We start from the raw sequence: 22809 nt of genomic DNA, 5'->3' as shown, positions 1-22809 counted from the left end.
AATATAGCATAGACTATACCATTATTCTTAAGCAATCAGGCATTATTCGCAATCTCTCCGTTTCCAGGGGGCATTGTGAATGGCTGTCTATGAAACGCTTCATGAACAAGTGAAAGGGTTTGTTATGCCAGGCCCTTTCTTTACTCGTGACAATAAATTGGAGGTACAGCGATTAAATGCCATACAATGCAGTGGTAGTGTGCAGGGATGGATAGAAAACGTCATGGCACCACTTTACGACAATCCAAAAGCATTGTTTCCTGTTGTATCATCGTTTGCATCTGTGCTCTTTATACCGCATGATCTGACGCCGATACTTGTAGATATTTCTGGTGTCTATTAGTGGTAAGATAAGCGTTTGGGGAAAGCCGAGAGAATATATAAGTTCCATGTTAACAACAAAAATAGCAATTGAGCGAATGGCAGCATTTCAAATTGCGTTCCCCTTAATTCTTGATGATACGATTACAGCACACAATCCAAAAGTGTTACAACAGTTTAGAGAAATAGATGTTCTCTAACAAGCGTCCTTCTCTTCAATAAGATTGGATTAATGATCCTTCAGAATCGGGCAAGGTTTATGGAGTAAAGAAAAAAGCTCAATTTCTCAATTTTATTGCTGAGGAATTGGGCTTTTAATATTGGGATATTCAATCAATTATATTAGGGTACAATTACATCGGTTTCAATCAATCGTGGATGAATCTTTTTCGCTTTTTCATATGTTTCAGCTGAGTTAACTGAGTATACATGTAGTTTTAGGCCTGTTTTTTTGATTTTTTTGGCAGTATCTTCATCTATATTGTTAATAGATGTTGAATAAATGGCGTTTTCATATTTCTGTAACTCTTTAATATCGGCATCTACATTCTTTAAAGCATTTCCAAGGAAGGTCACAGTTGCTTCTGGGTACCATCTGTTAAATTGATCTCGAATACTCGTATTACTCAATACAAAAAATGAATGATTTAATACTTTCGTTTCTTTAGCTTCTTCCATAACACCGTCTACAAATTCCTTGTCATCCCAGTCGCCTTTTGAACCATCAAAATTGATACCAATATTGTATTTATTAGCTTCATCTAACACTTCATGAAGTGTTGGTACTTTATAATTGGTCATATTACCCTGTTTATCTTCAATTGCAAAGCTTTGAATTTCTTTTAATGTTAAATCTTTTACCTTTCCAGAGCCTGTTGTTGTACGATCGACTGTTTGATCATGCATTAATATAAATTGATCGTCTTTCGTTTTTTGTACATCGATTTCAACAAAGCCATATCCTAATAATCCAGCCTGTGTAATCGACTCCAATGTGTTTTCTGGAGCAGCCACTTGTGCACCACGGTGAGCACTTAACTCGGTTTTATTACTATGTAGCCAGTTATCATTCGGCGCTGCACTTACAGCACTTTCAAACAGAATAGATGTTAAAAACATAAGTAAAGCTAACGATAGTAATAGATTCTTCTTCATTTTTTCCACTTCCTATTCTATATGATTGATACATCTTTATAATATATACATAATGTAAACTACACATTAATTTTTAATTAAATTTGTGTTAATTTATGTCATTCACTAAAAGAATACTGCAAGTAACATTGACTATACGGTGAAAGTATACTTGGAATATTCATCCTATCAAAAGGTTTATTTACAAAGAAGAAAAATGGGATCGCAAATAGTAAGTAGATTAACAGGAATTGATATATTCATTTAAAAAAGGGTACTCACCAAATATGGAGTAAATGATACAATTATATTTCATCATCATGAAAAAAGAGTTGAGGGACCAATAATTGAGATGCCTAGTAGATACCATGATCTTGGAAACAAAAGACAGCATCCATTTGGAAATAAAGGGGGAGTTGGCGGTGGAGAAGCTAGGCAGGAATTCAATAAATGGCGTGAAGAATATAGGAAAGCAAGATATGCCAATGAAATGATTAAAAGGGTGATAATTGAATGAAAATAGAATTGTTAAATTCGATTGATGAAGATTTTGAAATGTGCCCTGAAGCCTTTGGAGGGCCTGTTAATATTGAGGAAGTGATACAAGCTGAAGCTGAACTCAAAGTAAAATTACCAGAGGATTTTAAAATGTTTCTTTTGAGGTATGGTTCAGGAGCAGTTGGTGAAGCAATTGTTTTAGGATTGAGTGAGGCGGAATTTTTTGCTACACCATCGTTTGTAGAGAAATCTCTACAGTTTAGAAATATTCTTCCTGAAAGGCATGAGAATTTCATTGTTATTGGAATAGACGGTGCAGGGAATCCAGTAGGTTTTAATTCTTCTAATACAGAAATCTTTACATTGGACTTTGATTTAGTTGGAAAAGAAATAATAGCAAGAAGTTTTGAAGAATATTTAGAAAAAGCGATTCGAGAAGAATTGAATATACATTTTTAATCAAAAGCTTATACAAATGTTACTATTACAAAGTATTATGAACAAAAATAAACTGTGTGGATGATAGCGAGATGACATTTTTAACATACGCCTTTTACGTAACAGGTGTTTTTGTTTTTTGTGAGAAATTTAAACTTCATGGATGATGCTTTACTAAAATTCATAGCTAATGAAGGTTGTACCAATAATTTAATTTTAGAGTGATCACATTCCAAATTAAAGGTTAAGTAATTCCTTTCGATTTGCTATCACTTTTTGAAATTGATATAATATATACATATTTCATTAGTTTTCACGTCACCATTTTTCGCAGGTGAAAGTCGTTCAACCTTTTATTCAATTCTAAAGGAGATTCGACACAAATGTTTAGCCTATGTATTTTCATTCTCTTTTGAGAAAAGTTAGGCAGACGTATGACGTCACAAAACTGCTATGCACACTAGATACTTACGCGTTATTGCGTGATATATATTTTAAAAGCCGATTGATCCCACTATGGGTGACATTGGCTTTTTTTGATTCAAAAAATCTGAAAGGAGTGCTGCAATGAATTGATATGAAAACAAAACAACTTTCGTTTTCTGTTGCAGTGGGTTAGATAAAAGTCGATTGATCCCTTATGGGTGAAGTCGACTTTTTTATTTATAAAAAATACAAAAGGAGATGGTTTAAGTGGAAAAAGTACTTACGTTTACAAACGAACAGAAGTCGTTGATTTGGAATAGGTTTGTTCAGCCAGCAAAAGGAACTCAAGAAGAGGCGAATCATTTCATTGAAGTCTGTGAGACCTTCGGATTGAATCCTTTGCTTGGTGATATCGTATTCCAACGTTATGAAACGAAGAACGGACCAAATACAACGTTCATTACTACTCGCGATGGATTGCTTCGTGTAGCCACTACGCAAGAAGGCTATGTAGGACCTCCCAACGCGAATGTAGTCAGAGAAGGAGATACATTCGAGTTCATCCCTTCAGAGGGAAGTGTTCGCCATGAGTTCGGTCAGAAGCGTGGTCCAATACTTGGTGCTTATGCAGTCATGCATCATAAACGTTTTAGACCTGTTGCCGTCTTTGTAGACTTCCAGGAATACTTTCAAGCAAATTCAGGTGAACTCAACTCGAAGTATGGAAATAAAAACACTTGGGATAAAATGCCGTCCGCTATGATCCAGAAGATAGCAGAAGTCTTCGTACTTCGTCGTCAGTTCCCTCTAGGTGGTTTATACACTCGTGAGGAAATGTCGCTCGAAGAAAACGATAACGCTAATAGCGGAAACATGGATGTACCAATGAAATCTAATCCAGCCCCCAACAAACAAGACGTGGTTGCAGGAAATCAACAAATTCCCGAGCCGAATGCACAGCAATCAAATGATGAAAATATTGAAGGTGTATTCATCCTACAAAGTTTTGAAAAAGGGATAAGTCCACAAAGTGTGCCATTCGCAAAACTGAATGTCATGGATAAGGCAACCAATGAGGTAACTCTCGTACTAGTGAAAGGGAAGCAGGATGTAATCGAGTCTCTTAGCCACGTTCAAATGGGTCAGGAGTTGGCTTTGGTCATTAAGAAAGAGAGTGGTTTCAATTTCCTTGAAGAGTTCTCTTATCTTCAAGTAAATGAGCAGCATGTACAATCTGAGTCGATTCAAAATGAATCCAAGCAAGAGCCTGTTCAACAGGAAAACGAAACAGTTTCTGAACCACTTGATGCGTTCATCATGGAAAAGTATGAACAGGGGACAACTCCGGGCGGCATAACCTTCGCAAAAATGTATGTAAAGAGTGTTGCCAGTAATTCTCAATCAATGGTGTTTGCACAAGGGGAAGTTGCGGTTAAAAAAACACAACACCTTATTGAAGGTGAAAAGTTTACGATGCAGACCCGCACGGAAAACGGATTTACGTTTTTCGAGAAATTAGGAGATGCAGATAAGGGGGTGGCTTAATTATGCTTCCTGAAATCCTGAAAATTGCAGAGGAATATGGACTCACGTTTAATCCTCGCTCTCACGGTAAAAAAGAGACTCTTTGCAAATGTAGCTTTTGCGAAGAGGATTCCAAACCGGGGAAAGGGCATAAATTTTATTTGTCGCTTAACACACATGATCAAATCTTTAAATGTTGGTTTTGTGGTGTTTCCGGTGGAGTATTAGACTTTGAGACCAAGTTATCGGGAATACCTTACTCTGAAATACGTAAAAAGTATTTCGGGGTAAGGAAGAAACCCATACATCCGGCGGAAAGCTTGAATACACATCAACTTCGGTCCATTGGTTGGGCTGAATATAAACGGAAAAACCGAACCACATTCAAAGAGAATAGAGAAATGGTCTTAAATGACTGGCTGAACTATGAATACGAAGAGCTTGCAAAGCACTTTGCCATGTTCATAGTGGTAGCTCATATAGAAAATCAAGAAGAACGTCAAAATGAGCTTCTTCACTTTATCATGCAGTCCTGTCACGATACACAAATTCATTTGATGTTCAATCGACTGCTGGCTGAATACGTGAAAGATGAAGATGAACGTGCTGGATGGGCTATAGAAGGTGCTGAGATTGGAAGAGCTGCATGGAAAGTCTCACTGTCCACCTATGACTTTGAAATGAATAAAGTCATCCTGAATGTGGCCTTTCTATCTCACATGTGGAAGATGGCTAAAAATCGAAAACGAAAGATTGAAATGCGAAAACATAATTTAAAAACAAACAATAAAGTGTCTTTGGCTAATTAAAATATCCGTTACCCTATACGGAGAGAAATCAGGGACATGGCTGAAAATCAGTCATGAGAAAAGGAGAACACTATGAATAATGTAAGTTTAGTAGGTCGTCTCACGAAAGACCCTGAAATGAAATTCACACAAAACGGTGTAGCTGTTTGTAATTTTACACTTGCTATTAACCGTCCATTTAAAAATGCCAATGGTGAAAACGAAGCTGATTTCATCATGGTCCAAGTTTGGAGGAAACCTGCCGAAAATGCAGCTAACTTCCTTAAAAAAGGCAGTCAAGCTGCGGTGAATGGTCGCATTAGCACCCGACATTATGAGAATGACAAAGGAGACCGTGTATACGTTACAGAGGTTGTCGCTGATTTTGTGCAGTTCCTAGATCCAAAACCACAGGGGCAAGGCAATCAACAACAGCAAGGGCAGGAGAACTATCAGAAACAGCCTAATCCTTACGCTGGTAACAGTAACACTCAAAGTCAAAATGGTAATCAATTCGAAACGGGCGGAGCTCCTGTTGCGGTTAGCGATAATGACCTGCCGTTCTAATGGAAGCTTAGTAGAAGGAGATTGGGTATCCAGTCTCCTTTTGTTTTTAAAAAACAGATAGAAGACAGGAGAGATCATATTGATTTACTCTTTTTCACGTTTAAACCTTTACACAACCTGTCCTTATCGATTCTTCAAGAAGTACATCGAAGGATACGAAGAGCCGACCACCTATCCTTTAGCGTTGGGTAAAGGGGTCCATAAAGCAGTCGAAGATAAAATTAATGGGGTGTCTCATTCAGAAGCCATTTTAAACGGGATGATTGAAGCTGAGTTTCATCCAGAAGTGACCATGGATGAAATGTCAGAGTTGGTTAGTCATGCACCGATTAAAGAGAACATGGGTGAAACGGAGATTCATTTTCAACTACCTCTTTCAGATGAAGATTCAGCCCCGATTTTACAAGGCTATATAGATCTTGTTTCACCAGACGGTAGTGAAATAGTTGATTGGAAGACGAACAGGGTTAGATACGACGTTCGAGACAATCACCAAGTAGGATTGTATGCGTGGGCTGTAGGTCAATTAAAGAACAGAACGACGGTTGAAGGTAACTTGTATTTTCTTCGATTCAGAAGAGCAAGCAAACATGTTTTCAATCAGGCTGATATGGAAAGTTCCAGACAGTGGGCTTTAGGTATAGCAAATGAAATCAATTCTAAACGGGAAATTTTAGGCATGCTACCAGCAGAAGCGAAGAGTTTATTCCTATCAACACCTTCTAGCCATTGTAGGCATTGCCCGTTTGTCATTGAATGTTATCAACGGTTCAGCAGCTATTAATATGTAAGTACAACATGCACCGACGGGGACAGCTGTCGGTGTTTTTATATCCAAGTAAATAGAGGGAAACAATAAGAGCTAGATAATTAGCTCTTAATGCAATAAGTGTAATTCTATTCGATTTATTTTATAGAAGGTTTAAAATGGATTGGTACTTTTTTGTTTTCTTTAAACGATCATAGACAAAAGCCCTTAGTTTAAGTGCAGCGTCTAATCCTAGGTCTACTTCTGCAAATAATGGGGTATATCCAACATGTATAATTTTATTTCTTAGTTCATAGCAATTTTTATACCACATACCTACTTGTTTCCTTTCATTTCCTATATCCCATGATCCGCCAAGCCTATTTGAAAACTCTCGTTTCACCATAGTGATAAAGTTGGTTCCTTCTTGAGTTACTTTTATTTCTTCTTCGGTAAATCCTTCTACCTTCAAACATTCACTAAATAACGTTCTGAGAAAGGTTTCAATACTGGTTTGTGCATTCAATATGCTTTCTTTGTAAAAGCCTTGTTTGAAGCTTCTCCTAGCATTTAGCATTAGTTCTTCTGTTAGAATGAAAGGATTAATATTGTCTTCTATGACTATGGCATAATCGGTTATTTCATTTGGGTATTTCAGTTCAATAATACTCTTTTTATGAGCTACATTTAAGTGAAGTGTAAAGAGTCCCATATCTCCCTCTTCGAAGAAATCTTCATCTAATTTCAAGTGGCGAAATAGGCAAACAGGTTCTAACATTTCTTTGGAAATTTTATAGAGATCAACATCTTTCTTTTTAATCATTATTGCTGTAATGAAATTATTTAAATTATGTAATAGTTTATCGAAAACCTTGGTTAGTTCCTCTGTAGAAAATATATAATAAATTTGATTGGTGAATAGGGTCATTTCAACCCTAGTCACAAAGTAATTGATATCTACCCCTCTATTCACAGCCCCTGCTGTATATTCCACTGCTCTTTCAATGTGCATAAAGTTGTAGCATAAAACGGAGATATCTTTCTGAAAAGACACTATTGACGAATCGGGATATGGAATTTGAAAAGGCAGGATGATAGAAAACTGTATAGCTGTTTTGAAGCTAAAATCTGATCTGAAAAATGGCTTGTAATGCATTGCATAGAATTGTTCATCTAATATAAACGGTTTTTCATCCATGAAATCTCATCCCTTTTACTAGTAATTTGCATAAGTAACCATCACTCGTACTAATTCAACAGTTTATTCCTTTATCCACAAACTGTAAAGGTAGAAAAAAACGCTATTTTTTGTTGGAGTCATGACTAATCTATATAAGGGCAAACCATGAGTCTGAAATAGAGAATGAACATATTAATCAGCTTACGTATGGTTCGAATCTAACAGAAAAGGCCCCAATAAATTTGTGAACACATTTTGACCACAAAACATATAGAAAAGTATTTATTACATTTTCTGAAATAAAGAAAAGAGCCTATCCTACTTGATGATAGTCTCGAATATCATATCCTATTTGGGGTTAAAAAAGAGTAAAGCTCTTATTAAACAACTTAGTTGAACAACAACAGATGTTTCACGCTATCTAGGAATTGAAACCAACTAGTGATAGAGTTATTTAACATAGCCTGAAACCAAAGCTGTATTGAATACATATGAACAATAAATGTATGGTCGCAAAGCATTCAGCCAAAGAGGTTTACTTGATACACGTGTTTCGAAGTGTTGCGACTGTTACTCTGATTTGATAAACTTAATCTATATTCTATTAGTTTCCAAGTCATCGCATTTTGATGAAAGTCGTTACACCTTTTCATTTTATAAAAGGAGATTCGACACAAATGTTGCAGCCTTTGAATTCTCTTTTCGAGAAAAGCCAGGTAGATGTAATTGTACGTCACAAATTTGCTTTCGGGCATAATCACATGGGTTATTTACGCATTTTTGCGTGAAATATATTAAAAGTCGATTGAATCCTTCAGGATGCGGTCGGCTTTTTCTGTTTTAAAAAATTATAGGAAAAGGAGAGGTTCAAATGGTTGGTAAACAATTAGAACGTCTAGTTTCTAACAACAAAAAGGGTAGTGCAAACAAGTCATTCATCTGCTATGTGGATGAACAGAGTGAGAGGAAATTCCTTGTCTTTAAGTTTGGAAGTATCTACCAACTAGATGGCAAAGGAGAAGTTAAAAAGATGGATTCGCTTACCGATATTCATGATATTTTCATGTCTCTTGAAAACGGTGATGTGAAGGTAATTGGCAGCGGAAAAATAGGAATTTAAAGGGGGCATTTTAAATGGTACTTGCAAAAACAGAAGTCATTGAAAGTATGAATCATGCAATTAAATTAGGAAAGGAAATTGAACGTGTTGAATCAGCGTTAAAAGCAATGAAGGCTGAACTAAAGGCATTCGTCGACAACAATGGTCCAGTTGATACAGGTGATGTTATTTGGGATTACACTGTATCTGCATCGTGGCAATTCGATGAAAAGGGAATGAAGGAAGTAGCGCAAAACATGGTGCTTGAAGGTGTTAATCCATGGAAAATGTTGAATATTACGGCCTCCAACTTGAAAAAGATGGGCTGGGAAGATGCTGTGATTGCAAAAATGGGCGAAAAAAAAGAGACGCGTAGGTTCGCATCTCGGAAAAAGTAATTCTTTAAAACCTTGTAGGTTGATTATAACATAAAAAGCCTTCCACCGGGCAGGAATGAGTGGCACATGAAAGCTAGTGCCACTCGGCGCTAGCTTTATGTGAGAGAGGATTATAGAGATGACAACAAAATATATTACATCTGCTCGTGAAGCAGTCGCAACATACAATGCAATCGGTTCTGAAGCTGTCATAGACTTACAGGACATTCTTGCCGTCTTAATCGGACCTTCCTCAACGCCAGAATTTACAGGTCGTTTAGCGGGCCGTGGGATAAGATCTCTAGTCGAAATGACTGTTTCTGAATTAGAAGAGGAAGGCATGACGCATAATGAGGCTTTGAAAGTTCATTCCGGAATGCTCCTTGCTAAAAAAGTACGGAATGCTGGTAAGAATGAAAAACGTTATACAATCAGATCCCCAGAGGATGCAGCATCTTATCTTATGGCGGAGATGACGTCGCTAACCCAAGAACATTTCGTGGTTTTGTACCTAAATGTGAAAAATGAAGTTCTTCATAAAAAGACCATTTTCATTGGTTCGCTAAATTCCTCGATAGTACACCCAAGGGAGGTGTACAAGGAAGCTGTGAAACATAGTGCAGCCTCGATATTTTGTCTTCACAACCACCCTAGCGGCACGTGTAGTCCTTCACCAGAGGATATCGAAGTTACGAAGAGACTGGCTGAAGCAGGCAGTGTGATGGGGGTGGAGCTTTTGGATCATGTAATTATAGGAGACCATCAATTCATATCACTTAAGGAAAAGGGCTATATGTAAAATGTCGATAAAGGGCGTATTAATTAAATTGGTACCTATGTCAAGGACACAATAAAAAAAGAGATTAAGCAACTAGAAGATGATTCCTATATTGAATAGGAGTCATCTTTTTTAAGTACTACTGATATCGATAGTTGTGTAGATACACCCACTAACCCTTTTTGCTAGGAAAGAGTTAGTGAAATCTGGTAATCACCCCCCACCTATCCTCGCCCGCCGATAGAAGTAGAGATAAATGTAGTATTTGTTATTTGCAGATCTCCAAGGGAGATGGTTTCGTATATTTGTGCATGATGGGTTTGAGTGGAAAGAGTGTAGGTGTGTGAAGGCGACTCAAGGTTATAGCTAAAACATTTAACGCTCCGACTGACGATGAAATAGAAACAATCAAGCTAACTTGAGTAAACAGAAAAGTCGAGATATAGCAACATATATTACAGTGAAATATCGAAAACAAGCTCTACATAGTGTGTTTAATATTTCCAATATAGTACAATTGAAGAAACATACTATATTGAAGAGCGGTGAAATCATTGAAGAGTAACTTTGCTTTTTTTGAAGGTCAATGGGAAGTGCTGGGAAAGTTAGGGGAAAGTGCTGAGCGTAATGTGTATCAAGACCCCCATACATCGATTATGAAACTTCGATTATTTAGTGAAACAATTGCGAAGGCGGTATTAGCTTCTGATAATATTCGTATGGCTTACAATACATCACAAGTAGACCGCATAAATACAATGAGAAAAGAAGGGCTAGCAGAGCCTGAACTATTGGATATTTTTGATATATTGCGTCGTAAAGGCAACACCGCTTCACATGAAGCAAACTATGGCACAACGGAAGAAGCGAAAAGCTTATTAGAACTTGCATATCAAATATCCATTTGGTTTGTGGAAGTGTATGTTGATTGGAAATTTTCCGCTCCTAAATATATAGAATTGTTGAAACAAGTTGATACAACTAAAGAACTTCAACAAAAAATTGAACAACTTGAAAAAGAAATTGTAGTTAAAGAGAAACAACTTGTTGAACAATTACATGTAATAACAGATGATACGATTTCGAAAGATATACGTGTAAAGCGTAAGGAAAAATCACAGCTTCATGTAAAGAAACATCGTCTTTCGGAAGCGCAGACACGCACTATTATTGACGAGAAGTTACGCTCTGTTGGCTGGATTGTTGATACAGAAAAACTCAGCTTCAAAAAGAATAAAACAATGCCAGTGAAGAATAAAAATATGGCAATTGCTGAATGGAAAGTTGGTAGCAAGTATGCCGACTACGCGTTATTCATTGGCTTACAATTGGTGGGTATTGTTGAAGCAAAAGCGAAGCACCGAGATATTCCAGCAGCCCTTGAAAGCCAAACGAAAACGTATGCACGTTTAATAGACGAAAAGGAAGGTATCAAATTGCTTCCTGTAAATGGTGAATATAAAGCACCATTCTTATACGCGTCAAATGGACGACCATACTTAAAACAATTACAAGATCAATCAGGTATCTGGTTCTGGGATTCACGTACACCTCATAAACATGCACATGCATTGGAAGGATGGCACTCTCCAGAGGATTTACGTTTACTCTTAGATGTAGATGATACAGAAGCGAATGCAAAACTCGCAGCAGAAGATATTACAAAATTTGGTCTACGTTCTTATCAACAAACTGCAGTTTTAGCTGTCGAAAAAGCATTAATCGAAGGACAGCGTAAAATGCTGCTTGCAATGGCGACAGGTACAGGAAAAACACGTACAGCGATTTCACTTATGTATCGACTGATAAAAGCGAAAAAGTGTCGCCGTATCTTATTTTTAGTTGACCGTAATTCACTGGGACAGCAAGCAATTGACGCATTAAAGGATACCAAAATTGAAGGCTTATCATTTGCTAGTATTTATGATGTAAAGGAACTTGACGATCTGACACCAGATGTTGAAACCAAAGTTCAGATTACGACAGTACAGGGAATGGTCAGACGCTTATTCTATAATGATGGGGAAAAGTTGCCTTCAGTTGGGCAATATGATTTTATCATTGTCGATGAAGCACATAGGGGCTATACAAGTGACCGCGAAATGTCGGATGATGAGCTGTTATTTCAAAATCAAAATGACTATGTAAGTCAATATCGTCGTGTAATCGATTATTTCGATGCAGCAGTGCTTGGTTTAACCGCAACACCAGCACTCCATACAACAGATATTTTTGGATTACCCATTTACAAATATTCGTATACAGAAGCGGTATTAGATGGCTACTTAGTAGACCATGAGCCGCCTTATTTATTTGAGTCCGAGTTAGCAAAAAGCGGAATTTCATTCGAAAAAGGCGAGGAAGTTGAATTATATGACCCTGAGCAAGGTGAAGTTATCCTCGAACGCTTAAAAGACGAATTAAAGTTTGATGTAGAACACTTCAATAAACAAGTCATTACTGAATCATTTAATCGTGCAGTCTTAAAAAAATTAACAGACTATATTGACCCAGAAAGTCGAGAAAAAACGCTTATCTTTGCTGCAACAAATCAACATGCTGATTTGGTTGTCCGTTTACTAAAAGAAGCATATGAGAATCGCGGTGATTTAGTATCAGATGATGCGATTGTAAAAATTACAGGTTCTATTTACAACCCAAATGAAATGATTAAACGCTTTAAAAATGAGCGTTTACCAAATGTCGTTGTAACAGTTGATTTACTTACTACAGGAATAGATGTGCCAACCATTACAAACTTAGTTTTTTTACGTCGTATAAAGTCGCGTATATTATATGACCAAATGCTAGGTCGTGCAACACGTTTATGCCCTGACATCGGGAAAACACATTTCCGAGTTTATGATGCGGTTGGTATTTACAATCAACTGCAAAAATATACAGATATGAAGCCTGTTGTGAAGCAGCAAAATTTCACTATAACTGAAATACATGATTCATTTACACAAGCTGAGACAGAAGATGAAGCAGATCATTTCCGTAATCAGCTCGTTGCGAAAATTCAGCGCAAAAAACAAAAGATCGATGATACAGGGAAACGTCGCTTTGAAGAATTATCAAACGGTGTATCAATTGATGAATGGGCGCAAGAAATTCAACACTACCGACCAGAACAAGCCCAAACAAATAGTATCTTATTTGAATATGTCGCAACGTATCAGACACCTAAAGAGCTTCAAGTTATTTCAAAACATGAAGATGAAATAAAGGATGTAACCCGTGGATATGGGGAAGGAAACGAGAAACCCGCAGACTATATTAACGGCTTTGTCCAATACATTCGGGAAAACATGAATGAAATCCCAGCACTTCAATTAATATGCACTAGACCAAAAGACTTAACACGTAAAGATTTGCGAGAGCTTGTAACTCTTCTAGATACTAAAGGATTCAAACAATCACATTTACAATCAGCCTGGAAGCAAGCGAAGAATGTAGATATTGCTGCGGATATTATTAGTTTTATTCGTCAAGCTGCAATAGGGGAAGCTTTGGTAGACCATGAAACACGTGTGAAAAACGCGATGCAAAAAGTATATGCATTACACGATTGGACGCCTAGGCAACGTAAATGGCTTGACCGTATTGAAAAGCAATTGTTGCAAGTTCCTGTTTTAGCACCAACACCAGAAGAAGCATTTGCAGAAGAGCCATTTAAAAGTAGTGGCGGTTATAACGTGCTGAAACGTGAATTTGGTGATGAGATTGATAAGATTGTATATGCAATTAATGATAATTTATATATAAGTTGATGGGGTGATTATTTGATTGAACCAATATGGCAGCATATTGTTAAAAATGAAGGAAATGTATTCACACAAATTCGTGGGAAACAGTTTACTTATAGTGTTGTTGGAACATCAATTAAATTAATGACAACAAATCAACTTGTTGCAAAATCAGAATTTGAAAAAGCGTTATCTTTCATGCCACTTAGTAATACTGTATCCATACAACATTTACGAGCGCATTCTTATATTTACGCGATTTTGACAGATAAACGACTAATGGAGTAAACAAAAAGGGAGTCTACTTCGGTAGATTCCCTTTTACTATCGAGAATATGATGAAACTCTAGTATAATGATTTAGATGAACAGAAATTAGGAGGAACAAAATGAATAATACAGAGATTGTTTCAAAGCTATGGAATTTAGCGTCGGTACTGAGAGACGACGGTATAACTTATCATGAATACGTAACCGAATTAACATATCTGCTTTTCTTGAAAATGATGCAAGAACAAGATACAGAGTCTATTATTCCAGAGGGGAACCGTTGGGCAGACCTAGTGAGTAAAGAAGGTCTTGAATTAAATCGATTCTATCGACAATTACTACTCGATTTGGGCAGTGAAGATATTGAGAATGAAAGTTTGCGTTTGATATATAATGGTGCATCTACAAGTATCGATGAGCCGAAAAATCTAGAAAAAATTATTAAATCTATTGATGGATTAGATTGGTACAATGCTAAAGAAGAAGGATTAGGAAACCTTTATGAGGGATTACTCGAGAAAAATGCAAGTGAGAAAAAATCAGGAGCAGGTCAATACTTTACTCCGCGTGTCTTAATTGATGTAATGGTTCAACTAATTGACCCAAAAGTAGGAGAGCGTTGTAATGACCCAGCAGCAGGGACATTAGGCTTCATGATTTCGGCTGACCATTATTTGAAAGAAAAAACGGATAATTATTTTGACCTTTCCCCAGAAGTAGCGGAATTCCAGAAGAAAGAAGCCTTTACGGGGATGGAGCTTGTTAAGGATACACATCGTTTGGCATTAATGAACGCATTATTGCATGATATGGAAGGACGTTTAGAGCAAGGTGATACATTATCAGCAAACGGTAAATGGATGAAAAACTTCAATGTTGTTTTAACGAATCCACCATTTGGTACGAAAAAAGGCGGCGAACGTGCAACACGTGACGATTTAACATTTGAAACATCCAACAAGCAATTAAACTTCTTACAGCTAATTTATAATTCGTTAGTAACAGATGGTACAGGACGTGCGGCTGTTGTATTACCAGATAACGTACTATTTGAAGGTGGCATGGGCGCACAAATCCGTCGGGATTTAATGAATAAATGTAATTTGCATACAGTCTTACGTTTACCAACAGGTATTTTCTATGCAGCAGGCGTAAAAACAAACGTATTATTCTTTGATCGAGGAACAACAGATGAAGGCAATACAAAAGAAGTGTGGGTCTATGATATGCGCACCAATATGCCTTCATTTGGTAAACGTACCCCATTTACAATGAAATATTTTGAAGCATTTATTGATGCTTATAAAGCGGAAAACCGTCTAACTGTGAAAGATGAGCGCTTTAGTATGTACACGCGAGAAAACATTGCAGTAAAAGAGGATAGATTAGACATTGGTCTAATCGCAGACGACTCCCTATCAGCTTACGACAACTTACCAGACCCAATTGAATCAGCACAAGAAGCCATTGTCAAACTTCAACAAGCAATGAGTTTGTTGAATGAAGTCGTGGTGGAACTCCGCACAGTTGGGGTGGCAGAGGATGAGTAAAAAAAACAAACATCATACGTTGGATGAATTATTAGAAGATGCTTTATTAGCTGTAGAGGAACTGCAACAGCCTTATGAAGTTCCAGATAATTGGGTGTGGAGTAGTATAGAGAGTTTGTTCAAGCTTAAAAGTGGGAGAACAATTGAAAAAAGCGATGAAGCTGATTTCGGAGAAATATTATACGTAAAAGTGTCTGATATGAATCTTGAAGAAAATAAAAAAGAGATTTTGGCATCTAATAGATATATTAAAGATAGAGATAAGTACAAAAATTCATTAATACCAGGAAGAAGTGTTATTTTCCCTAAAAGAGGGGGTGCGATATTAACTAATAAAAAAAGGTTAGTAATCAAAGAAATTCTTTGTGACTTAAATATTATGGCTGTGATTTGTCCTCAGAATATTAATGAAAAATATTTATATTATTGGTTTTTAACTGTTGATTTAGCAAAACTAAACAACGGTTCAAGTGTTCCTCAAATTAATAATACAGATATAGGACCATTAAATTTTCCTCTACCACCATTGAATGAACAAAAACGAATTGTTGATAAAGTAGAGTATTTATTATCAAAAATCGATGAAGCTAGACAATTAATTGAAGAAGCAAAAGAAACATTTGAACTTCGTCGTGCGGCAATCATATATCAAATGTATATAAGTAGTAAGTATGATGAAATGGCTTTAGGGGATATTTGTGAAATATTCTCTGGAAAGGGCTTTAAGAAATCTGAATACGCTGAAGAGGGTATAAAACTACTTAAAATTCAAAATGTATCTCATCGAAAGACGCTTTGGAAAGAAGTATCTTTTTTACCACAAGTTTATTTAGAGATAGAACAAAAGCTTGTATTAAAAGAAAATGATATTATTTTGGCACTTAATAGACCTATAACCAATAATAAACTGAAGATATCAATATTAAATGAAAAAGATTTACCTGCTATTTTATATCAAAGAGTTGCATGTATTCGTCCGAAAATCGAGATTAATTTAAAATATTTGTACTATTATTTAACTACGTCTACATTTTTAAATGAGGTACAAAAAAGACTAGGCGGTTCTGACCAACCTTATATTAATATTCCACCTTTGAAAAGTATAAAAATCCCAATCGTTTCTCTGAAACGTCAAGATGAAATTGTTCTTCAAGTTGAGGCTTTATTATCTAAGTTAGAAAATACAAATTGTCTATTAAAGGAAATCCCTGATTTAGACAATTTGAAGAGTGCTATTTTAGCTAAAGCATTTAAGGGAGAATTGGGAACGAATGATTCTAATGATGAATCTGCAATTGAGCTATTAAAATCTGTATTACAAGAAAAATTTAGTTAAGCTTCAAAATTCTAAACGGTTGATATATACTAGTCGTTAGAAGGTCTTTGAACCAAGTTCGTATATATGTAATACTCCATAGTGAGTAAAACCGTAAAATAAAATTGTATGGATGCGCCACAAACGCTTATTGCTCTAGACTTCGGCATAATGACGCGCGAAACTAAATAGGCAAAATACACGTGTAGACGCTCAAGTATAGAAGCCTTTGGACGCGGGTTCGACTCCCGCCGTCTCCATACCTAGAAATCATATGATTTAAACAGTGTAAAAACCCTTGGTAATCAAGGGTTTTTACTTTTGCCTTAATTCATCGAGTTTCATCTAATCGTATTCAATATTTTACCTTAGATACTGCTTTGATATATCGAAACGCTCACAGCAAAACAGTGAGCGTTTTCTTTTTACAACATAATGTCAATTATGTTGTATTTTTGTGTTTTATTAGATATGATTCAAGCTATTATGCAACATAGTTTACGAGATGTATTCGATAATTAATGCAACATAATTTACAGGAGATAATATTTCGATGGGGTCTTTCCAAGAATATAGCAAGATCTTCGTCATTTCTTTTGCTCAAATGCGATTGAGAAAGGCATGTATGGTTAAGGAGGGTCAACAAATTCCACCCGACTGGGGTATTGATGCAGAAGGGAATGAAACGACAGATCCTAGCTAGGTAACTTATTTGCATCCGTTTGGGGCAATATGAATAGTTAGGAAGTCTCTATGATTTCGCTTTCGCAACAGTCCGAATTGACCATTTACTTAAATATTCTACCAATTATACTATAAAAGTAGGTAATTATAAAAATAGTAGGAGGTAGTATTTATTTGAAAAAGATATTTATGTTTGTTATTGCATTCGGTTTAATTGTTTCAACAGCATTCTCATCTCAAGCTAATGCAGCAGACACAGTGCCCGGGGGTCCTTCGACTAACGGTAACACGAGCATGAACAGTATGATCACTTATGAGAATATGATCGATACGTTAAAGAAAATCGAACACACGAGTAAAGGTAAAGTAGAAATATTTACTTTGGACGAGTATGGGAAGAGTGAACAAGAACGAAGCATCTACGCAGCAAAAGTTGGGACGGGACCTATCAAAGTATGGATACAAGCTCAAATTCATGGAGATGAAAAATTAACAACTGATGCTGTTTTAGAATTATTAAAGACATTTGGCAACAGTGGATCTAAAGAAGTTAAAACAATTTTGGAAAATACGACGATTTATGCGATCCCAATGAACAATCCGGATGGGAGTATTATGAATACACGGACGACTATGCTCTATAATGAAAATGGCGAACCTAGATTAGACAACAGAGAGCGGCCGATCACGGTTGATTTAAATCGAGATTGGGCAGAGAATGGATTTAGAGCGAAAGAGTCAATCACAACGTATAAGTATTGGGCAGATGTAAAGCCGGATTACGCGATTGATCTTCATCACCAAGGATTTAAGACGGTATACGGAACAAATGAATCAACATCAATGTCGCTCGGTGTGTCATTGGCGCCTAATGGGCCAACTTTACCGGCTATAAAAGATGGCTTGTACAATGATCTTACTCGCCAAATGTCGGTGTATGTATATGATGCATTAAAAGACTACGGGCATATGCACATCGATCGTTACCAAACTGGCAGCGGTGATAAGAAATATGACATTGACATTAAGGGCGGAGTCGTTTCGGCGATGATGTTAGGGCTTAATTACGATAACATAAATCCAACTCATCATAGCAATCCGGCAATCTTCTTTGAAACGAAAGGAAATACGAGAGATGGAAATTTAGGACAAAAATCAAATGGTCACTTAATAAAACAAAATTATCTTGGATTAAAATCCTTGATTTCAGGAATTGCTACGGGTGAAGTACAAAACGTTGATCCAAATCGTTGGGAGGAAATCCCTGCCTATCCGCTAGCAGGCTATCAATCTGACAGCGGAATTATTCCGGTAAGTAATTAAAAATAGTTATACTAAAGGCCCGACGGAGATCCGGAGGGCTTTTTTAGTTTTCAAAAGCGATTTTAGCAGCAGAAACTGAAATAAATAGGTTTGGCGGCGACGGGCTCAACGACATACAGCGATAGATTAGCAGATATTGCCGTTCAAATATCCATAATATTTACCCAAACAACCTATCAACCATCAAAAGAATGACTTTATGTATTCTATTCCTGCAACCCTGATAAACATTTAAAAATTGTGGGAAAACTCGGAATATTGTCTGTTGACTTAATTTGACGTATGTTATACATTTTAGTATTGGAATATCCTGGTTGTAATATCCTGATTGTAATGTGGTATATTGAAATAGTTAAATTAAGATAGAGGGGAGTATAATAGATAAGTGTTTTTATGTATTAAATAATAAAAATAAGCGTGACTTGAGAGGGAGTTTTCTAATGTTTAAAAGGTCAAAAAGGAGGAAAGTTGATATGAGGAATATTTCATTTTTAACAGTAATAATAATAGTCTTTAATCTATTACAGTTAAACCATGTATATGCTTCGACAGATGTAATAAAACCAACAATTGAAAGTATGAGTGTAGATAAGAGAGAAGTGAAGGCCGGAGATATAGTTAATATAAGTGTCAAGATTAAGGAATATGATCAATTTGGATACCTCATTATTTATTATACATCTCCAAAAACCGGCAAGGGTATAACCATTAGTCTCAACTATAATGATGAAACGAAATTATTTGAAGGAAGTTTTCCAATTACAGATTACATTGAATCTGGAGATTATTCACCAAATATGTTGAGTCTATATGGGTCTAGTATAACGACGATTAATAGTTGGGAATATGATAGTTTCGATAACGGAGAATTTCTTGTTAGTGGTACAAGTGGTACAGAATTAATTGAAAGTATAAATGTAGATAAGAAGGAAGTAGTAGAAGGAGATACGGTTAAGGTGAGCTTAAATACATCAACTCATCTAGGTATCAGATATATGAACTCTTACTTTATGTCGCCAATTACTAATCAGACATTATCTGTTTCTTTATACTACAATCCCGAAACAAATACATTTGAAGGGGATTTTCCTATCTCCAGCATTATGGAATCTGGAACATACAAGCTTTTTAAGTTAAATACATATGAAGATGGAGGTAATACTACAGCTTTTCATAGTTCTAATTACGCAGATAAATTTCAGAACGGTGATTTTAACGTTAGTGGGACAAATGTGGAAAATATTATTGAAAGCATAACAGTGGATAAGGAAGAAGTAACAATTGGTGAAACAATTAAATTTACTGTTAAGTCGCTGGAACTTGTGGGTGTTAGATATTTAAATATTTATTACTCATCTCCAGTATCCGACCAGACCTTCAATGTAGATTTATACTATAATAATGAAACAAATTTATTTGAAGGGAGTCTTTTAGTTCCAAATAATTTTGAATTAGGAATGTACTCCTTATTTATGTTAGGAATATACGACGCTTCTGGGAATAGCACAGCTCTATATAACTATAACTATAGTGATTTGTTTGAAAAAGGAAATATCACCTTTTTTAAGGAAGGAAATCCGCCTATCTTTACAAGTTTATCAATAGATAAGAATCAGCTGAACCCGGGGGATTTTGTAAGGATTAATGTAGATGCAAGTGATGATACAAAATTATCGGAGGCGACTATACACTACATTGCTCCTGAAAGTAAAAAAAAATATTCTGTTTCATTAACCTACGATAATATTACAAATCGTTTTTTTGGTGATTTTCTCAGTGATGATATGAGCGAAATAGGAATTTGGAAAGTTGATTCAATTGAAGTTAAAGATACTAATCAAAATTTAACCTTAATTGAAGCTAACTCTTTGGATTTAAGCAATGGTGACTTTACCATTAATGACGTAACAGCTCCAACTTCGCCTTTGGTAAATGAAGTTACGGAAACATCAACAAGTGTGACAGGAACAGCAGAAGCAGGTTCTTCTATTACAGTCAAAGCAGGTACGACGGTACTAGGAACTGCAACAACAACGACTGAAGGAAAGTATTCGGTTACAATCGCAAAACAAAAAGCAGGAACAAAATTAACGGTAACGGCTACAGATAATGCAGGAAACATCAGTGTTGTGAAAGAAGTTACAGTAAAAGACGTAACAGCTCCAACTTCGCCTTTGGTAAATGAAGTAACTGAAACATCAACAAGTGTGACAGGAACAGCAGAAGCAGGTTCTTCTATTACAGTCAAAGCAGGTACGACGGTACTAGGAACTGCAACAACAACGACTGAAGGAAAGTATTCAGTTACGATAGCGAAACAAAAAGCAGGAACAACGCTTACAGTAACGGCTACAGATAATGCAGGAAACATCAGTGAAGTGAAAGAAGTAACAGTAAAAGATGTAACAGCTCCAACCTCACCTATGGTAAATGAAGTTACTGAAACATCAACAAGTGTGACAGGAACAGCAGAAGCAGGTTCTTCTATTACAGTCAAAGCAGGAACGACGGTAATAGGAACAGCGACTGTCAATAACGAAGGTAAGTATTCGGTTACAATCACAAAACAAAAAGCAGGAACAAAATTAACGGTAACGGCTACAGATAATGCAGGAAACATCAGTGTTGTGAAAGAAGTAACAGTAAAAGATGTAACAGCTCAAATTTCACCTTTGGTAAATGAAGTAACTGAAACATCAACAAGTGTGACAGGAACAGCAGAAGCAGGTTCTTCTATTACAGTCAAAGCAGGTACGACGGTACTAGGAACTGCAACAACAACGACTGAAGGAAAGTATTCAGTTACGATAGCGAAACAAAAAGCAGGAACAACGCTTACAGTAACGGCTACAGATAATGCAGGAAACATCAGTGAAGTGAAAGAAGTAACAGTAAAAGATGTAACAGCTCCAACCTCACCTATGGTAAATGAAGTTACTGAAACATCAACAAGTGTGACTGGAACAGCGGAAGCAGGTTCTTCTATTACAGTCAAAGCAGGAACGACGGTAATAGGAACAGCGACTGTCAATAACGAAGGTAAGTATTCGGTTACGATAGGAAAACAAACAATAGGAACAAAATTAAGTGTAACGGCTACAGATAATGCAGGGAACATCAGTGAAGTTAAAGAAGTTACAGTAAAAGATGTAACAGTTCCAACCTCACCAACGGTGAATGAAGTAACTGATATATCTACTAGTGTAAATGGAACAGTAGCAGCAGGTTCTACCGTTACAGTAAAAGCAGGAACGACGATATTAGGTACAGCAACTACTAATACCGATGGTAAATATAATGTTGTAATAGAGAAACAAGAAGCAGGAACAAAATTGAATGTAACTGCAACAGATGGTGCAGGAAATATTAGTGCAGTGACTGAAGTTACTGTAAAAGATACATCAACGCCACTAAATGTATTCAGAGATGTATCGAATAATTATCGTTTTATTAATGAAATCCTCTATCTTTCTGATAAAGATATTATTAGTGGATATAAGGATTATACATTTAGACCAAATGAAGCCGTAACAAGAGGGTCTGCAGCAATTATGATTGGTCGTGCATTAGGACTGAAAGAAGTTGTAGGAGAAACTGCATTCACAGATGTTAATCAAAGTACAGTAGCAGCTGGCTATATTGCTGCAGCAGTTAAAGAAGGGTTTATTAAAGGTTTTGATGATAATACGTATCGTCCTGATGAAATAGTTACTCGTGGTCAAATGGCAATTTTAATTAGTCGTGCATTTGACATTTCTTCAGCTTCACCTAATTCATTCAAAGATATGAACTCAAGCATTTCATCATTTGATGCTGTATCAAGAATATCTTCTTTAGGAATTGCCAGTGGCTATACAGATAATACTTATCGTCCAAATGAATTACTAACTAGAGGACAATTTTCTGCATTTTTAGCAAGAGCTGTAAATCCTTCTTTTATTAAAAAATGAAAAATATGAGTTGATTATTATTTCTGTATTATCTTTAGTGAATGTTAATTAATTTAGAGGGTAGCAATTAAGCTACTCTCTTTTTTATGCC

The 22809-nt window shown here is 36.3% G+C and carries 20 protein-coding genes; 18 read left to right on the top strand and 2 right to left on the bottom strand.

Annotation, left to right across the window (positions count from 1 at the left end):
- Positions 1-79 precede the first annotated feature (79 nt).
- Together AC1TO6_RS00385 and AC1TO6_RS00380 are read left to right on the top strand one after the other, a co-directional pair.
- Complete coding sequence (locus AC1TO6_RS00385) at positions 80-343, top strand: hypothetical protein (RefSeq protein ID WP_482099625.1); 264 nt, start codon at positions 80-82, stop codon at positions 341-343.
- Entirely contained in the window at positions 333-521 is a 189-nt protein-coding gene (locus AC1TO6_RS00380) for a DUF927 domain-containing protein (protein ID WP_482099624.1), read from the top strand. The genes AC1TO6_RS00385 and AC1TO6_RS00380 overlap by 11 nt, the downstream gene beginning before the upstream one ends.
- A gap of 142 nt (positions 522-663) precedes the next feature.
- Here the strand turns inward: AC1TO6_RS00380 and AC1TO6_RS00375 are convergent, their stop codons facing one another.
- Positions 664-1476, bottom strand: coding sequence for a glycerophosphodiester phosphodiesterase (locus tag AC1TO6_RS00375; RefSeq protein ID WP_482099623.1), 813 nt, complete (start codon positions 1474-1476; stop codon positions 664-666).
- 283 nt (positions 1477-1759) lie between these two features.
- Here AC1TO6_RS00375 and AC1TO6_RS00370 point away from each other — a divergent pair, with 283 nt between their 5' ends.
- The 6 genes from AC1TO6_RS00370 (at position 1760) to AC1TO6_RS00345 (ending at position 6480) form a co-directional block, all read left to right on the top strand.
- On the top strand, positions 1760-1972 hold the full coding sequence (locus AC1TO6_RS00370; RefSeq protein ID WP_482100097.1) for an HNH/ENDO VII family nuclease: 213 nt from the start codon (positions 1760-1762) through the stop codon (positions 1970-1972).
- Positions 1969-2412 carry an SMI1/KNR4 family protein gene (locus tag AC1TO6_RS00365; protein ID WP_482099622.1) on the top strand — a complete coding sequence of 148 codons (444 nt, stop codon included), beginning with the start codon at positions 1969-1971 and terminating at the stop codon, positions 2410-2412. The genes AC1TO6_RS00370 and AC1TO6_RS00365 overlap by 4 nt, the downstream gene beginning before the upstream one ends.
- Before the next feature lie 672 nt (positions 2413-3084).
- Positions 3085-4362 (top strand): RecT family recombinase, encoded by a 1278-nt coding sequence (locus tag AC1TO6_RS00360; RefSeq protein ID WP_482099621.1) that lies wholly within the window; start codon positions 3085-3087, stop codon positions 4360-4362.
- A 2-nt stretch (positions 4363-4364) separates the two neighbouring features.
- Positions 4365-5150 (top strand): hypothetical protein, encoded by a 786-nt coding sequence (locus tag AC1TO6_RS00355; protein WP_482099620.1) that lies wholly within the window; start codon positions 4365-4367, stop codon positions 5148-5150.
- A gap of 72 nt (positions 5151-5222) precedes the next feature.
- Positions 5223-5696, top strand: coding sequence for a single-stranded DNA-binding protein (locus tag AC1TO6_RS00350; protein ID WP_482099619.1), 474 nt, complete (start codon positions 5223-5225; stop codon positions 5694-5696).
- 79 nt (positions 5697-5775) lie between these two features.
- The gene (locus AC1TO6_RS00345; protein ID WP_482099618.1) at positions 5776-6480 is read left to right on the top strand and encodes a PD-(D/E)XK nuclease family protein; all 705 of its coding nucleotides are present in this window, start codon (positions 5776-5778) and stop codon (positions 6478-6480) included.
- Between the two features lie 127 nt (positions 6481-6607).
- On the opposite strand, the gene AC1TO6_RS00340 is transcribed toward AC1TO6_RS00345, so the two are convergent.
- Positions 6608-7642: a hypothetical protein gene (locus AC1TO6_RS00340; RefSeq protein WP_482099617.1), complete on the bottom strand. Its 1035-nt coding sequence runs from the start codon at positions 7640-7642 to the stop codon at positions 6608-6610.
- A gap of 853 nt (positions 7643-8495) precedes the next feature.
- Between AC1TO6_RS00340 and AC1TO6_RS00335 the strand changes: the two genes are divergently transcribed.
- The 10 genes from AC1TO6_RS00335 (at position 8496) to AC1TO6_RS00290 (ending at position 22718) form a co-directional block, all read left to right on the top strand.
- A complete protein-coding gene (locus AC1TO6_RS00335; RefSeq protein WP_482099616.1) occupies positions 8496-8744 on the top strand; it encodes a hypothetical protein in 249 nt (82 codons plus the stop codon).
- Positions 8745-8758: 14 nt separating this feature from the next.
- Positions 8759-9121, top strand: a complete 363-nt coding sequence (locus tag AC1TO6_RS00330; protein ID WP_482099615.1) for a hypothetical protein — start codon at positions 8759-8761, stop codon at positions 9119-9121.
- A gap of 118 nt (positions 9122-9239) precedes the next feature.
- On the top strand, positions 9240-9899 hold the full coding sequence (radC, locus tag AC1TO6_RS00325) for a RadC family protein (protein WP_482099614.1): 660 nt from the start codon (positions 9240-9242) through the stop codon (positions 9897-9899).
- A gap of 533 nt (positions 9900-10432) precedes the next feature.
- Positions 10433-13651, top strand: coding sequence for a type I restriction-modification system endonuclease (gene hsdR / locus AC1TO6_RS00320; RefSeq protein ID WP_482099613.1), 3219 nt, complete (start codon positions 10433-10435; stop codon positions 13649-13651).
- Positions 13652-13663: 12 nt separating this feature from the next.
- The gene (locus tag AC1TO6_RS00315; protein ID WP_482099612.1) at positions 13664-13915 is read left to right on the top strand and encodes a hypothetical protein; all 252 of its coding nucleotides are present in this window, start codon (positions 13664-13666) and stop codon (positions 13913-13915) included.
- A gap of 100 nt (positions 13916-14015) precedes the next feature.
- The gene (locus AC1TO6_RS00310; protein WP_482099611.1) at positions 14016-15446 is read left to right on the top strand and encodes a class I SAM-dependent DNA methyltransferase; all 1431 of its coding nucleotides are present in this window, start codon (positions 14016-14018) and stop codon (positions 15444-15446) included.
- Positions 15439-16782, top strand: coding sequence for a restriction endonuclease subunit S (locus tag AC1TO6_RS00305; protein ID WP_482099610.1), 1344 nt, complete (start codon positions 15439-15441; stop codon positions 16780-16782). Before AC1TO6_RS00310 ends, AC1TO6_RS00305 begins: the two co-directional genes overlap by 8 nt.
- 532 nt (positions 16783-17314) lie before the next feature.
- Entirely contained in the window at positions 17315-17464 is a 150-nt protein-coding gene (locus AC1TO6_RS00300; protein ID WP_482099609.1) for a hypothetical protein, read from the top strand.
- 155 nt (positions 17465-17619) lie between these two features.
- Positions 17620-18768 (top strand): M14 family zinc carboxypeptidase, encoded by a 1149-nt coding sequence (locus AC1TO6_RS00295; protein ID WP_482099608.1) that lies wholly within the window; start codon positions 17620-17622, stop codon positions 18766-18768.
- Between the two features lie 473 nt (positions 18769-19241).
- On the top strand, positions 19242-22718 hold the full coding sequence (locus tag AC1TO6_RS00290; RefSeq protein WP_482099607.1) for an Ig-like domain-containing protein: 3477 nt from the start codon (positions 19242-19244) through the stop codon (positions 22716-22718).
- Positions 22719-22809 lie beyond the last annotated feature (91 nt).

It is taken from the genome of Sporosarcina sp. Y352, assembly GCF_056786535.1.
Note: the sequence above shows the minus strand (reverse complement) of the source record. Positions and strands in the feature narration are given on the sequence as shown.